Source organism: Lysinibacillus sphaericus, from assembly GCF_015844675.1.
Lineage (GTDB): Bacteria > Bacillota > Bacilli > Bacillales_A > Planococcaceae > Lysinibacillus > Lysinibacillus sphaericus_E.
The window spans coordinates 59,222-75,181 of record NZ_LDGC01000049.1; the positions used below are offsets into that span (position 1 = coordinate 59,222).

Below are 15,960 nucleotides of genomic sequence, written 5' to 3' on the forward strand. Positions count from 1 at the left end.
CCTTTCTTTAATTAAATTATTTTCCTAAGCAGAACTGTGAAAATAACTGATTAATTAGGCTTTCCTGTACTGTGTCACCTATAATTTCACCAAGTAATTCCCATGTTCTTGTTACATCTATTTGCACCATATCAACAGGTACACCAGCTTGTGCTGCAGCTAATGCATCCTCGACCGTTGCTTGTGCTTGATGAAGTAATGCAATATGTCTTGCATTTGAAACATATGTTAAATCGCCCGCTTCAATTTGCCCTTCAAAGAATAACGCGGCAATCGCTTCCTCTAGTTCTGCGATACCCTCTTCTTGTAAAAGAGAAGTTGTCACAACGCGACGGTTGCCTGCTAGCTCTTTGACTTGTGCTAAATCAATTTTTTGCGGTAGATCTGTTTTATTAACAATAACGATGTAATCCATCGCTTTAATCGTTTCGAATAGACGCTCATCCTCGGCAGTCAATTCTTCTGCGTAGTTTAAAACAAATAAAATTAAATCTGCTCCACGCAACGCCTCACGTGAACGTTCAACACCAATTCGTTCAACGATATCCTCTGTCTCTCGAATACCAGCTGTATCGACTAAACGAAGCGGAACACCACGTACATTCACGTATTCTTCTATAATATCACGAGTTGTCCCTGCTATATCTGTCACAATAGCCTTATTCTCCTGTACTAAACTATTTAAAAGAGAAGATTTCCCAACGTTTGGGCGACCTAAAATAACAGTTGATAGACCCTCTCGTAATATTTTCCCCTGAGAAGATGTTTGCAAAAGTTTTATAATTTCATTTCGTACCCATGTACATTTTTCTACTAATACTGGTACTGTCATTTCTTCTACATCATCATACTCCGGATAATCTATATTAACCTCAACTTGAGCTAATGTCTCTAGTAATGCTTGGCGTAAGTCACCAATTAAACGCGATAATTTGCCATCCATTTGTCCTAACGCTACATTCATCGCTCTATCAGTTTTCGCTCTTATTAAATCCATGACTGCTTCTGCCTGTGATAAATCGATACGTCCATTTAAAAATGCACGTTTTGTAAATTCACCTGGCTCTGCTAGTCTTGCTCCATTAGTCAATACTAGCTTTAATACACGGTTTACCGAAACAAGTCCCCCGTGACAGTTTATTTCTATTACATCCTCACGAGTGAATGTTTTAGGTCCGCGCATTAATGACAGCATTACTTCCTCTACAACCTCATTCGTTTTTGGATCGACCAAATGTCCATAATGAATTGTATGTGAAGCCTTCGTTGTTAAACTTTTTCCACCAGGCGATCTGAATATTTTATCTGCAATTGAGACTGCTTCGTCCCCACTTAAACGAACAATAGCAATAGCGCCTTCACCCATAGGTGTGGATATCGCAGCAATTGTATCGAACTCCATTTAATGACCTCCTTAACGTTATCCACATGTGGATAAATAAAAACCGACCAATACTTACTAACACCTTAGACTAACATATTTTCTGCAAAATCTAAAGTAAGGATAATTTCCAATTGTGGATAATCAGAAAGCTCTACATTATAGCATGTATTTCGACAAAAGGTGCAAATGCTAGAGCGTTCACACTTAATTAAAAAACTATCGTGCCAATGAATAAAGTATATTCTTCGGCAAAACGAGGGGTTGATTTTCGTTCCGACTGAGCGCTTTCCTGGGGGCGTCCGATGAGCCGCTTCACTCGCTTTGCTCGCTCCAGGGTCTCGGGCCAACAGATGTCTTTTGCGCGAAAGCGAAGCGACAGTAAATGGTGTGTAATTCATGTTACAGGTATAAGTAAGTCTTTTCTATTATGGTAAATAGATATAGTGTTCGCTTTTGAATTGAATAATAAAACTTATTTGTTTTTCAACAACATAAAAAAGTCATTTTATCATGACGATAAAATGACTTTCGTTTTGTCTGTATGTTTTTACGAAGCTTAGTCGTTTTTGACAGGTTCAATGACTAAATAACGATTAGGCTCCGTTCCTTCTGAGTATGTTTCAATATCAAGGCGATTTGCCAATTGATTATGAATAACTTTTCTTTCGTACGACTGCATTGGCTCAAACGTTACACGCTGATTTAAGCGAAGTGCTTTATCCGCCATACGATCTGCCAGTAACTCCAATGCTTCTTGACGACGTTCACGATAGTTTTCTACGTCTAATTTCACCATTAAGAACTGCTTAGCACTTTTATTTAACACAAGATGTGTTAATTGCTGCAAGGAATTTAATGTTTGACCACGTTTCCCTATAAGCAGTGCAGCTTTTTCACTTTTCAGCTGAAATAATACATATTTCCCTTCACGTGTCGTTTCAATTTCAAGATCATGAATATCCAATTGTTCTGCAATGTTTACTAAATAAGACTTTGCATCTTCAATTGGGTTCATTGAGGTATCTTCTCCCTCTTGTTGAACCGCTTCGATATCACTTAGTTGTTCAGAAACTTGTGAACTTATTGTTTCAACATCATCTATTACTGCTGATTCGACAAATTGAGTCGTATTTTGCTGTTCAGCTTTTTCCGCCTCAATCGTTGGCCGAACCTGTACTTCCTTTACTGTTACACGAACTTCTGCAGATCGTGCCCCAAAACCTAAAAATCCTCTTTTACCTTCTTGTAAAACTTCAACATCTACTTGTTCACGGGTTTTGCCAAGTTTCTGTAACGCTAATGAGATCGCTTCTTGTGTTGTTGCGCCTATTTGCGTAAGTTGTTTCACTTTTTAGCCCCTCCATTTTGAGCAGGTTGTGTTTTATCTTTTTTCCAAGGTTTATAAATAAACAGGTTTTGAGCAATCGAAATAATGTTACCGATTACCCAGTATAGTGATAATGCTGCTGGTAATGCCATACCGAAACCAATAATCATAAATGGCATAATGTACATCATTATTTTCATTTGAGGGTTATCCATCGCAGGGCCCGTACGTAAAACGATAAATTGCATTAAACCAGCAATAATTGCTAATGCCGGTGCAGGATCTGCTAATGGGAAAATAAAGAAATTCCCTAAATCGAATGCAGCTGTAGCATTCATACGACTAATCGCATGGTAGAAACCCATTAAAATTGGCATTTGAATGAGTACAGGTAAACATCCAGCAATTGGATTGACACCAGATTCACTCATAAGCTTCATCATCTCTTGCTGATACTGTTGCTGTGTCTGTGCATCCTTAGAAGCATACTTCTTTTGCAATTCCTTCAATTTCGGCTGAATTTCTTGCATTTTTTTAGAGCTCTTTGTTTGTTTGATCATCAATGGAAGAATGGCTAAACGAATAATAATCGTTACAACAATAATCCCCCATGCATATGAACCAAGCATTTCAGCAAAGTATTTAATCGCTGACACTAATGGCCAAACAATGAATTCATTCCAGAAGCCTGTGCTTTCTTTGGAGATTGGTTCATTGAATTCTGTACAACCAGATAGTAGTAATACTACTGATACTAGCGACAAAATTACCCAAAGTTGTTTCTTCAACCTTCTTCCCCCTACAAATACTATTCACTTTTTCTAAAACTATATGCATTCTCTTCTTTATACATTTACAGTTTCCTGCTACTGAATAAAGTTATCAGTTATTTTATCATGCATATAACGTTTCACTCTACTAAATATTCTAACAATGTACATATATTTGCTAAGTAATGTTACTAATCATTCACATATCGCAGTGAAATCCCACTTCAAAATACCCCTATGTGTATTTTCAGTGACTTCACCTTCGCGCAGAAACGCTTTTATTTCACCACTTTGGTTGCCATTCATATTACGTCTTCTTCAAAACCTTTGCGATTCGTAGTACATGCTGCAAACTTTGTTTTACTTCATGAAAATCCATAGTGGCCGCCGGTTGTCTGGCGATAATAACATAGTCCATATTCTGCTTCACTTCATCTTTTAATTCATGAATACTTTGTCGAATATAGCGCTTGATCTGGTTGCGTGTTACTGCATTCCCAAGTTTTTTGCTAACCGATAATCCTACACGAAACTCTGTTTGTCCCTCTTTTTCTAAAAAATATACGACAAACTGACGATTAGCGAAAGATTTACCCTTCTTAAACACCTTTTGAAAATCATCGTTTTTTTTCACTCGTTGGCGTTTTTTCATTACTTTCACCTGCTACTCGATAATTATCCTTTGATCCTCATTTCTAGTTTTCCCAAAAATAAAGAAAAAAAAGACCACTGATGTGTCTCAGTGGACTTATTTTATGCTGATAATACTTTTCTTCCTTTACGACGACGAGCAGCAAGAACTTTGCGACCGTTTTTCGTGCTCATACGTGCGCGGAAACCGTGAACTTTGCTGTGCTTACGTTTCTTTGGTTGGTAAGTACGTTTCATTTATATAGACACCTCCTGAATGAGTTGAATTTTTCAACATACAGACCTGAATATTATATAAAGTAACTAGTTATTTTGTCAATGACTTTTATAAATTTATATATTTGAGCAAATCCATATCTATGTCTCCCTAAAATCCTCTTCTCCTGAATAAAATAAATTATCCACAGAATACTTGTTTTTTTTACACAGAGTTGTGTATAGTATTTTTTGCATATTTTTTTATCCACAACACTTATCTACACCTTTTTCACATAAGCAGACCTTGTGGACAACTTGGACGTGCATAAATAAAAGGTATGTGGATAAGTTTCACAAACTATTGAAATGGCTTTGTTTTTCTGATACGATATCTGTGCTTCACTTTGTTGAAAACTAAAATTACTTATTATTTTATCCACAACTGTTAATATGCTGTGGATAATTTTTATCACAGCCTTTGGTTAACTTTTATCCACAACTTGTGAGTTTGTGGACTAGTTGTAAAATGAACGTGTTTACCGTTTCTATAAATGCGCTATTTTTAATTTGTATTGAACTGTAAAGGAGATTAGCAGCTTGGAACATTTAGAAGAACTATGGAATAATGTCCTGGCTCAAGTTGAACAAAAAATTTCTAAACCAAGCTTCGAAACGTGGCTAAAGTCTACTAAACTACTTTCCTACAATGGTAGTGGTTCTACTGTGACGATTGCTGCGCCAAATTCGTTTGCTCGAGACTGGCTTGAAAATCATTATATTCATTTGATTACAGGTATATTAACGGAGCTTACAGGCGAAGACTTGCTTATTAAGTTTGTTGTTCAAAAAAACCAGGATTCGGACGATTTCGATTTACCAGCGCCGATTATCCAAGCAAAAAATGACGATCACCATGATATTTCACCAGGTATGTTAAACCCGAAGTATACTTTTGATACGTTTGTTATTGGCTCTGGTAACCGCTTTGCACATGCTGCCTCGCTAGCTGTTGCAGAAGCACCTGCGAAGGCTTATAACCCGTTTTTTATCTATGGGGGAGTAGGGCTTGGCAAAACACACTTAATGCATGCGATTGGCCATTATGTATTGGAACATAATCCAAATGCAAAGGTAGTCTATTTATCATCTGAAAAATTTACAAATGAATTTATTAACTCAATTCGAGATAATAAGGCACTTGATTTCCGCAATAAATATCGCAATGTAGATGTACTGCTAATTGATGATATTCAATTTCTAGCAGGAAAAGAATCAACTCAGGAAGAATTTTTCCACACTTTTAATACATTGCATGAAGAATCGAAACAAATTGTTATTTCCAGTGACCGTCCGCCTAAGGAAATTCCGACATTGGAAGATCGTTTACGTTCTCGATTCGAATGGGGACTAATTACAGATATTGCGCCTCCTGATTTGGAAACTCGTATCGCCATTCTTCGAAAAAAAGCAAAGGCTGATGGTCTAGAAGTGCCAAATGAAGTCATGCTCTATATTGCGAACCAGATTGACTCCAATATTCGGGAGCTTGAAGGTGCGCTTATTCGCGTCGTTGCCTATTCATCACTTGTTAACAAGGATATTAATGCGACTTTGGCTGCTGAGGCACTAAAGGATATTATTCCTAATTCGAAGCCACGAACTGTCACTATACTAGACATTCAAAATGCAGTAGGTGAGCACTTTAATATTCGTTTAGAGGATTTCGCCGCGAAAAAACGTACAAAATTAATTGCTTTTCCACGTCAAGTCGCGATGTATTTATCTCGCGAATTAACAGATTTTTCGCTGCCGAAAATTGGCGAAGAATTTGGTGGACGCGACCATACTACTGTTATACATGCTCACGAAAAGATATCTTCTATGTTGAAAAATGACGTTCAGCTTCAGCAAGATATTAAACAAATTCGAAGCATGCTAGGAAAATAATTCTGTGGACAACCCATACGTTTAAACACAAACTTATACACAGTCTATCTACATGTGGATAGACTGATTTTATTCACTTAAATGCACTTATCCACAAATCCACAGGGCCTATTACTATATCTTTTTTATTTTATATAAATAAATAATATAAATATGTGAGGGAAAACGAATGAAATTTGATATTTTACGTGACCGTTTATTAGAGGGTTTAAATGATGTCATGAAAGCCGTAAGTTCTAAAACAACTATTCCAATTTTAACGGGGATTAAAATCGATGTAACAACAGAGGGTATTCGTTTAACAGGTAGTGACGCTGATATCACTATACAAACATTTATTCCAGTTGAAGAAGATGGCCAACAAATAATTCATATTACAGAAACAGGATCAATTGTTGTACAAGCTCGTATGTTTAATGAAATTGTACGTAAGTTACCAACAAATGAAGTTGAAATTCAAGTAACAGCTGGTTTCCAAACTCATATCCGTTCAGGTAAATCTGAATTCCACTTAATTGGCTCAGATGCTACTGAATATCCTTTATTACCTGAATTAACAGAGGATCAAAAATTTACTATCCCTGCAGACCTATTAAAGTCAATTATCCGTGAAACAGTATTTGCTGTTGCCACTTCAGAAAGTAGACCGGTGTTGACAGGTGTAAACTGGCAGATAAAAAACGAAGCGTTAATCTGTGTTGCAACAGATAGCCATCGTTTGGCAAGACGCAAAGTTCAACTGGAAAATTTACCTGAGGTTGAACATAGTGTTGTTATTCCTGGTAAAAGTTTAAATGAGTTAAATAAAGTTTTAGAGGATTCAACAAATCTTGTTCAAATTGTTATTACAAGCCAGCAAGTGTTATTTAAAACTGGAGAAGTACTATTCTTCTCACGTTTACTTGAAGGTAACTATCCAGATACAACACGTTTAATCCCAGAAGAATATCAAACAAATCTAACGATTAACGGTAAATCGTTATTACAAGCAATCGATCGTGCATCTCTTGTTGCTCGAGGTGACCGTAATAATGTTGTACGTTTTGAGATTTTTGATAATCAATCTGTTGAAGTTTCTTCTAACTCTCCAGAAATCGGGAAGGTCCAAGAAGAAATTCCTGTTGAGTCATTAGAAGGGGAGAACTTAAAAATTTCTTTCAGTGCGAAGTACATGATGGAAGCATTGAAAGCAATAGATGGTCAAGAAGTAGTTATTCAATTCACAGGAGCTATGAGACCGTTTATTTTACGTTCTGTTCATGATGATGCAATTTTACAGTTGATTTTACCTGTACGAACTTATTAAATTTCAAACAGTTTTGGTTGTAGAGAATAAACTCCATAACTTCAAGCTCTAAATACTTTGAAAAACGTCCTGATAGTCGCTAGTTGCGGCTATCTTTTTTTACTTATGGCGGAATTTTAGGTATGATAGAGAGATAGACAGTCTGTATTTGGAGGGGAACTCAACTATGAAGGACATTAAAATTGATGTAGAATTTGTCACATTAGGGCAACTTTTAAAAATGACCGATGCTATTAGCTCTGGTGGCATGGCGAAGTGGTTTTTACATGAAAATGATGTTTATGTAAATGGAGAAATAGATGATCGCCGCGGTCGTAAATTGCGTGATGGTGACATTGTCAATATTCCTGGATGTGGTCGATTTCGTATCGTTGGCACAACTGGACAGTAGATTATGCAGATAGAGCAGTTAAAACTTACAAATTACCGTAACTATGATGAATTAGCATTAAACTTCTCTCCAAAAATTAATGTTTTCATTGGTGAAAATGCACAAGGGAAAACAAATGTTATGGAATCCATTTACGTATTAGCGATGGCTAAATCTCATCGAACGACGAACGATAAAGAATTAATACGTTGGGATACAGACTATGGTAAAATAGAAGGGGCCGTTCAAAAAAGGCATGGTATTTTACCGATTGAGCTTACGATTACGAAAAAAGGCAAAAAAGGTAAGATAAATCATATAGAACAAAGCCGCCTCAGTCATTATATTGGCCAAATGAATGTCGTTATGTTTGCACCCGAAGATTTAAACGTCGTAAAGGGGAGTCCGCAATTACGACGACGTTTTATTGATATGGAGATTGGGCAAATTTCGCCTGTTTATTTGCATGATTTATTAACCTTTCAAAAAATTTTAAAGCAACGTAACCATTTTTTAAAAATGAATCAAGGTAAAAAAATGCCAGATGACGTGATGTACGAAGTTTATAATGAACAATATATTCACGCAGCTACCCAAATTATTCGAAAAAGATTTCAATTTATGGATTTATTGCAAGAGTGGGCAGAGCCAATTCACTCAGGTATTTCACAAGGGAAAGAAACGTTAGCTATTAAATACCGCACAGTAACGGGTATTGACAAAGAACATACTTCCAGTGAAATTGAAGGCTATTTGCATAAAAAGCTAATTGAAGCTAAGGATCGTGAGTTTGATCGAGGTGTAACACTAGTTGGTCCACACCGAGACGATTTGCAGTTTTTAGTAAATGGCTATGATGTTCAGACTTACGGTTCACAAGGACAGCAACGAACAACAGCTCTTTCATTAAAACTTGCTGAAATCGAATTAATTAAACAAGAAACAAATGAAACACCCATACTACTTTTAGATGATGTATTGTCGGAACTCGATGATTATCGTCAATCGCATTTATTAAACACCATTCAAGGTGAAGTTCAAACCTTTGTTACGACTACAAGTGTTGATGGAATTCATCATGAAACGATGGAGCATGCACAGCTGTTTCACGTGAAACAAGGAGCGATTGAAGAAAGTTAGCCCGGGGAGTTTTTTAGATTACAAAAGAATGGTAATAGTCAGCTCGGTTGACTGTTCATTCATTTACACACAATGATGTTATGAAGGAGTAGATGAAAGCCGTGGCTATAGAGAACGAAGGTTTACAAAATCAAGCTTATGAAGCTGATCAGATACAGGTATTAGAAGGATTAGAAGCTGTACGTAAAAGACCAGGGATGTATATTGGTTCAACAAGCTCTAAAGGGCTTCACCATTTAGTATGGGAAATTGTCGATAACAGTATTGATGAGGCACTTGCAGGATTTTGTACAGATATAAAAGTAACGATAGAACAAGACAATTGGATTCGTGTAGAGGACAATGGTCGTGGTATTCCCGTAAGTATTCAAGAGAAAATGGGTAAGCCTGCTGTTGAAGTTATTATGACAGTGCTCCATGCTGGAGGTAAGTTCGGCGGTGGAGGATACAAAGTTTCAGGCGGTCTTCATGGTGTAGGGGCATCTGTTGTAAATGCTCTATCAGTCGAGACAATCGTTCAAGTTCATCGTGAAGGTCATATTCATGAAATTAAATTTGAACGTGGAAAAACGATTCAAAATTTAATGATTATCGGTGATTCAGATCGTAACGGTACAACTACACGTTTTAAAGCAGACCCTGAAATATTTAAAGAAACGACTGTTTATGAATATGACATTTTAGCACATCGTATTCGTGAATTAGCTTATTTGAATCGTGGTATTAAGATTACAATTGCTGATGAACGTGAAGGTGAAGAACGTTCTACTACGTATCATTATGAAGGTGGTATTCGTTCTTATGTAGAGCATTTGAATCAATCTAAAGAGCCAATCCATGATCCGATAGATGTTCTTGGAGAAAAGGATGGTATTTCAGTTGAAATTGCTATGCAATATAACGCTGGATTCTCTTCTAATATTTTTTCATTTGCTAATAACATTAATACGTATGAAGGCGGTACACATGAGTCTGGTTTTAAAACGGCTCTAACACGTGTTATTAATGATTACGCACGAAAAAATGGACTTTTAAAAGAGTCAGATGCAAATCTTACTGGTGAAGATGTTCGAGAAGGGTTAACGGCTATTGTTTCGGTTAAACATCCAGATCCACAATTTGAAGGACAAACAAAAACGAAGCTTGGTAACTCTGAAGTTAGCCAAATTACTAACTCCTTGTTCTCAGATGGTTTCGAACGATTTATGTTAGAAAATCCAACTGTTGCTCGTAAGGTTGTAGAAAAAGGTTTAATGGCTGCTCGTGCACGTGTTGCTGCAAAAAAAGCACGTGAATTTACACGTCGTAAAAATGCACTTGAAGTATCGAGTTTGCCAGGTAAATTAGCTGACTGTTCATCTACAAATCCATCTGAATGCGAAATTTATATCGTTGAGGGTGACTCTGCCGGAGGATCTGCAAAATCTGGACGTGACCGACACTTCCAAGCAATCTTACCGTTACGTGGTAAAATCCTTAACGTAGAAAAAGCACGTTTAGATAAAATTTTATCGAATGCAGAGATCCGTGCAATGATTACAGCATTTGGCACAGGTATTGGTGAAGAGTTTTCTTTAGAAAAGGCTCGTTATCATAAAATCGTTATTATGACAGATGCCGATGTTGATGGTGCGCACATCCGTACATTACTTTTAACATTCTTCTTCCGTTTCCTTCGACCTCTCATTGAGGCAGGTTATATTTATATTGCACAGCCACCTCTTTATCAAGTTAAGCAAGGTAAACATGTTGAGTATTGCTATGATGATATTACTCTTCAAGGGATTTTAGAACGGTTACCGAAAATGCCAAAACCAAATGTACAACGATACAAAGGTCTTGGAGAAATGAATGCAGAGCAGCTTTGGGAAACTACAATGGATCCTGAGCACCGCACATTGTTACAAGTAGAATTAGATGATGCAATTAAAGCAAACCAAGCATTTGAGCGTTTAATGGGCGATGAAGTTGAACCACGTCGTCAATTTATCGAAGAGAATGCAGTATACGCTAATTTAGATATTTAATTTTTCTTGAGAGGAGGTCTACACTTTGTCAGAACAAGAACGCTCCGGTGTTAAAGGAGTTAATATAACAAAAGAAATTGAAACATCCTTCCTCGATTATGCGATGAGTGTAATCGTTTCTCGTGCATTACCAGACGTACGAGATGGATTAAAGCCTGTACATCGCCGTATTTTATATGGCATGCAGGAACTAGGGAATACAGCAGATAAAGCGTACAAAAAATCAGCACGTATTGTTGGGGACGTAATGGGTAAATACCACCCACATGGTGACTCATCTATTTATGATGCAATGGTACGTATGGCGCAAGATTTCAGCTATCGTTACATGTTAGTCGATGGTCATGGTAACTTTGGATCTGTCGATGGCGACGGAGCGGCAGCGATGCGTTATACAGAATCACGTATGTCTCGTATTGCAATGGAAATGCTTCGTGATATCAATAAAGACACAATTGACTATACAGATAACTATGATGGTTCAGAAAAGGAACCTATCGTCCTGCCTAGTCGCTATCCAAACTTATTAGTAAATGGAGCGGCAGGAATTGCAGTTGGTATGGCGACAAATATTCCGCCACATCAACTTGGGGAAACGATAGATGCAGTGATAGCACTTTCAGAAAATCCAGCTATCACAACAGAAGAATTGATGGAAATTATTCCAGGACCTGATTTCCCAACTGGTGGCTTAATTTTAGGTCGTAGCGGTATTCGCCGTGCTTACGAATCAGGTCGTGGCTCTATCATTATTCGTGCAAAAGTAGAGATTGAACAAAAATCAAATGGTAGAGAAACAATTCTTATTCATGAATTACCATACCAAGTGAATAAAGCTAAGCTTATTGAAAAAATAGCAGAGCTTGTACGCGATAAAAAAATTGATGGTATTACAAATTTACGTGATGAATCTGACCGACGTGGTATGCGAGTAGTCATTGAAATTCGTAAAGATGCAAATGCCAATGTAGTGTTAAATAATTTATATAAACAAACAGCTATGCAATCGAGCTTCGGTATTAATATGCTGTCATTAGTAAATGGTCAGCCTAAAGTAATGGGCTTAAAAGAAATGTTGCATCATTATTTAGAGCACCAAAAGGTTATTATTCGTCGTCGTACGGAATTTGACTTAAGGAAAGCGGAAGATCGTGCACATATTTTAGAGGGCTTACGTATTGCTCTTGATCATATTGATGAAATTATTGCTATTATTCGTGGTTCACGTAGTGGTGATGAAGCGAAACCTCAATTAATGGAGCGATTCAATTTATCTGAACGCCAAGCGCAAGCTATTTTAGATATGCGTTTAGTTCGTTTAAGTGGATTAGAGCGTGAAAAGATTGAAGCAGAATACCAAGAGCTTCAAATATTAATTGCTGAATTAAAAGCAATTTTAGCGGATGAGGCTAAAATTGTTGATATTATTCGCACTGAAATATTAGAGGTAAAGGATCGCTTTAATGATACACGTCGCACTGAAATTACTTCTGGCGGTTTAGAAATGATTGAGGACGAGGATTTAATTCCAGTCGAAAATTCAGTCGTAACTTTAACGCACAATGGTTATATCAAACGTTTAGCTGCGAATACATATCGTAGTCAAAAACGTGGCGGTCGTGGTGTACAAGGTATGGGCACAAATGAAGATGATTTTGTAGAGCATCTTATGAATACTTCTACACACGATACAATTTTATTCTTCACTTCAAAAGGGAAAGTGTTTAGAGCAAAAGGTTATGAAATCCCGGAATTTGGTCGTACAGCGAAAGGATTACCGATTGTTAACTTACTCAATATTGAAAAAGGTGAAAAAGTAACCGCAATGATCCGTGTAGCTTCATTTGATGAGGATGCATACTTTATCTTCACTACTAAAACAGGTATTACAAAGCGTACACCAGTATCTCAATTTGCTAATATCCGAACAAACGGCTTAATAGCTATAAGTTTGCGAGAAGATGATGATCTTATTTCTGTTCGTTTAACAGATGGCGAGAAACAAGTGATTATCGGTACTCGTGATGGAATGCTTGTACGTTTCCAAGAGGATGATATTCGTTCAATGGGCCGTACTGCAGGTGGTGTACGAGGTATTAAACTACGTGATGGTGACGAAGTAGTTGGTATGGAAATCGTTGAGCCGGAACAGGAAATTTTAGTTGTTACAGCAAAAGGTTACGGTAAACGTACATCTGAAGAGGAATATCGTTTACAAAGCCGTGGTGGTGTTGGATTAAAAACAATTCAAATTACTGATAAAAACGGTCCAATGGTAGCTGTAAAAACGGTTGATGGTTCAGAAGATTTAATGCTGATCACAATTAACGGCATGCTAATCCGTATGGATGTGAATGATATCTCATTAATTGGTCGTAGTACACAGGGTGTTCGTTTAATTCGTTTAGGCGATGACGAGCTTGTTGCAACTGTAGCGAAGGTTGAAAAAGAAGAAGAAGAAGAATCAATCGAAGAAGAATTGAACGAAGAAAATGCCCAAGTAGAAGAATAATAAAAAGACCGATGACGACAGCTAACATTTGTCGTTCATCGGTTTTTTAGCATAAATCATGAAAAATAAGTAATTATTTTGAATTCCATGATAAAATAAGTTTAGCTCCGTTCAGTGGGTGTCCAAACACCTACCGAACAGAGGAACTCAGTCTAAGAACGCCACGTCCTGTGGCAACGACTGAGTAATCAACATCACGTTGGCCCAAAGCCTCCGGCGGATGTCACAGAATCGGTAAGGAGTTCTTAGGGGATGTTAGCCTAAAATCATCGCATCCATGCGATAACGGCTAACTGACCTGCGTCATGCAGGCCTAAGCACAAAACCGATTCCGGACGCAATTATGCCGAGGCATAATTGATCCTTATATTTATGCAAGTGAAATAGTGAAGAGGAGTAAATTGCGTGGAAACTATACATGTCCCAATTTCGGAGTTACGCATTGGTAAAGTAATTTCTGAAGATATTTTTGCTAATACACAATATCCAATAATTTTTAAAAACACAATAATTTCTCACGAGCATTTACAAGTTTTTTTTGCTTTTAATATTTCAAGAGTACCTGTTTATAAAGAAGGTGTAGAAACTCAATCAGAAGTAAAAGAAACAGGTTTAGTTATTCCAACAGAGCCTATACCTACTTTCAGAAAGATTTATGACAATTCAGTTGAACTATTTAAAAAGGAATTTAAAAACTGGGAAGCTGGTGCAAAGGTAGATATTGCGAAAGCACGCAAAATTATTTTGCCACTATTAGAAATGGTTTTAGAAGATCGTACAATAATTTTTGATTTAAATGAGTATTCAAATCCAAAAGACTATTTGTACCACCATTGTGTAGCAACAGCATTGATTTCTTCGGTGATTGCACAAAAGTTAGGCTATGACAAAGGAATTACGATTCAAGTTGCAATTGGAGGGTTATTAGCTGATTGTGGAATGGCAAAAGTTCATCCGCGTATCCGCGATAAAAAAACAACATTAACAGAGCAGGAGTTTAATGAAATTTATAAGCATCCGATTTATAGCTACAGTATGGTCAAAGATGTAACAATCTTAAAGGATACAATGAAAGAGGCTATTTTCCAGCACCACGAGCGTTTAAATGGTAGTGGTTATCCGAATGGAGAAAAAATAGCTAATATTTCTACTTTCGCTCAAATTATTGCTGTTGCAGATGTATTCCATGCAATGACATGTGAGCGAGTGTATAGAACAAAGCAATCTCCTTTTAAAGTCATAGAGATGATTAATGAGTCTGAATTTGGGAAGTTCGATATTAAAGTAGTACGTGCACTAATAGATATTGTTGCTGATCTTCCTATAGGGACAATCGTTGAACTATCTAATCTGGAACAAGGCGAAGTGATGTTTGTAAATAAATTTGCACCAACTCGACCACTTATCAAATTAAGCCACTCAGGAGAGATATTTGATTTAGGTAAAAATCGTACTTTCTATATTTCGCGTATTATAACCAATTTCTAAATAGTTGAAAGGCAACTCATTAACATTGGAGTTCGCCTTTTTTATTTTTATTTCGATCGATAAATTATATAGGTGATAAAACAAAATTATCAACAAATTCTTCAACGTTTAAATGAAGCGAGCTAAGGTACGAGAAGATGGATCTCATAAAAACCAAGTCACATAGAGTATTGAATTTTTTGAAATTAGTTAACTTCTTTCAGCAAGTGTTTTATGTAACGTAAGTGAAACGGCAGTTACAAGTGTTTTCGTAGCGAAAGCGAAGCTACAGAAGTTGCCCACACTCTGACTAATCTTTTGAACATAGTGGTGCAGACGAATAATAGATTTTAAAAAACTATTAATTAATTTTGAGAAAGTGTTGACATAGTTTTAGATTCTTGATATTATTAGTGAGTCGCCAAGAGGTGACAATGAAAAAATGATTAATGAACCTTGAAAACTGAACAAGCAAAACGTAATCAATAAAGTTTTTAGTAGCTAACCTTGAGTTGGCGAACGAAACAAAATTTTGGACATCAAACATGATGCCAGCAAAACAATTTGAGCTAATCAAATTTCTTTTATGGAGAGTTTGATCCTGGCTCAGGACGAACGCTGGCGGCGTGCCTAATACATGCAAGTCGAGCGAACAGATAAGGAGCTTGCTCCTTTGACGTTAGCGGCGGACGGGTGAGTAACACGTGGGCAACCTACCTTATAGTTTGGGATAACTCCGGGAAACCGGGGCTAATACCGAATAATCTATTTTACTTCATGGTGAAATACTGAAAGACGGTTTCGGCTGTCGCTATAAGATGGGCCCGCGGCGCATTAGCTAGTTGGTGAGGTAACGGCTCA

12 protein-coding genes and 1 rRNA gene are annotated in these 15,960 nt (G+C 37.0%); 8 read left to right on the forward strand and 5 right to left on the reverse strand.

Annotation, left to right across the window (positions count from 1 at the left end; genetic code table 11):
- Positions 1–16 precede the first annotated feature (16 nt).
- The 5 genes from mnmE to rpmH form a co-directional block, all read right to left on the reverse strand.
- On the reverse strand, positions 17–1,402 hold the full coding sequence (gene mnmE / locus ABE34_RS12865) for a tRNA uridine-5-carboxymethylaminomethyl(34) synthesis GTPase MnmE (protein ID WP_197142959.1): 1,386 nt from the start codon (positions 1,400–1,402) through the stop codon (positions 17–19).
- 538 nt (positions 1,403–1,940) lie between these two features.
- Positions 1,941–2,732: an RNA-binding cell elongation regulator Jag/EloR gene (gene jag / locus ABE34_RS12870; RefSeq protein ID WP_197142960.1), complete on the reverse strand. Its 792-nt coding sequence runs from the start codon at positions 2,730–2,732 to the stop codon at positions 1,941–1,943.
- Positions 2,729–3,499, reverse strand: coding sequence for a membrane protein insertase YidC (gene yidC, locus ABE34_RS12875; protein WP_197142961.1), 771 nt, complete (start codon positions 3,497–3,499; stop codon positions 2,729–2,731). The genes jag and yidC overlap by 4 nt, the downstream gene beginning before the upstream one ends.
- A gap of 289 nt (positions 3,500–3,788) precedes the next feature.
- Positions 3,789–4,133, reverse strand: a complete 345-nt coding sequence (gene rnpA / locus ABE34_RS12880) for a ribonuclease P protein component (RefSeq protein ID WP_197142962.1) — start codon at positions 4,131–4,133, stop codon at positions 3,789–3,791.
- Positions 4,134–4,234: 101 nt separating this feature from the next.
- The gene (gene rpmH, locus ABE34_RS12885) at positions 4,235–4,369 is read right to left on the reverse strand and encodes a 50S ribosomal protein L34 (protein ID WP_004233310.1); all 135 of its coding nucleotides are present in this window, start codon (positions 4,367–4,369) and stop codon (positions 4,235–4,237) included.
- Between the two features lie 558 nt (positions 4,370–4,927).
- Here rpmH and dnaA point away from each other — a divergent pair.
- From dnaA to ABE34_RS12925, 8 genes are all read left to right on the forward strand, one after another.
- Positions 4,928–6,277, forward strand: coding sequence for a chromosomal replication initiator protein DnaA (gene dnaA, locus ABE34_RS12890; protein ID WP_197142963.1), 1,350 nt, complete (start codon positions 4,928–4,930; stop codon positions 6,275–6,277).
- Positions 6,278–6,446: 169 nt separating this feature from the next.
- Positions 6,447–7,583: a DNA polymerase III subunit beta gene (gene dnaN, locus ABE34_RS12895; RefSeq protein WP_197142964.1), complete on the forward strand. Its 1,137-nt coding sequence runs from the start codon at positions 6,447–6,449 to the stop codon at positions 7,581–7,583.
- A 166-nt stretch (positions 7,584–7,749) separates the two neighbouring features.
- Entirely contained in the window at positions 7,750–7,974 is a 225-nt protein-coding gene (gene yaaA, locus ABE34_RS12900) for a S4 domain-containing protein YaaA (RefSeq protein ID WP_197142965.1), read from the forward strand.
- Between the two features lie 3 nt (positions 7,975–7,977).
- Positions 7,978–9,093: a DNA replication/repair protein RecF gene (gene recF, locus ABE34_RS12905; protein ID WP_197142966.1), complete on the forward strand. Its 1,116-nt coding sequence runs from the start codon at positions 7,978–7,980 to the stop codon at positions 9,091–9,093.
- Positions 9,094–9,185: 92 nt separating this feature from the next.
- Positions 9,186–11,120: a DNA topoisomerase (ATP-hydrolyzing) subunit B gene (gene gyrB, locus ABE34_RS12910; RefSeq protein ID WP_197142967.1), complete on the forward strand. Its 1,935-nt coding sequence runs from the start codon at positions 9,186–9,188 to the stop codon at positions 11,118–11,120.
- 25 nt (positions 11,121–11,145) lie between these two features.
- Positions 11,146–13,632, forward strand: a complete 2,487-nt coding sequence (gene gyrA, locus ABE34_RS12915) for a DNA gyrase subunit A (protein ID WP_197142968.1) — start codon at positions 11,146–11,148, stop codon at positions 13,630–13,632.
- 405 nt (positions 13,633–14,037) lie between these two features.
- A complete protein-coding gene (locus ABE34_RS12920) occupies positions 14,038–15,120 on the forward strand; it encodes an HD domain-containing phosphohydrolase (RefSeq protein ID WP_197142969.1) in 1,083 nt (360 codons plus the stop codon).
- A gap of 562 nt (positions 15,121–15,682) precedes the next feature.
- Positions 15,683–15,960 (forward strand): 16S ribosomal RNA (locus ABE34_RS12925); the annotation flags it as partial.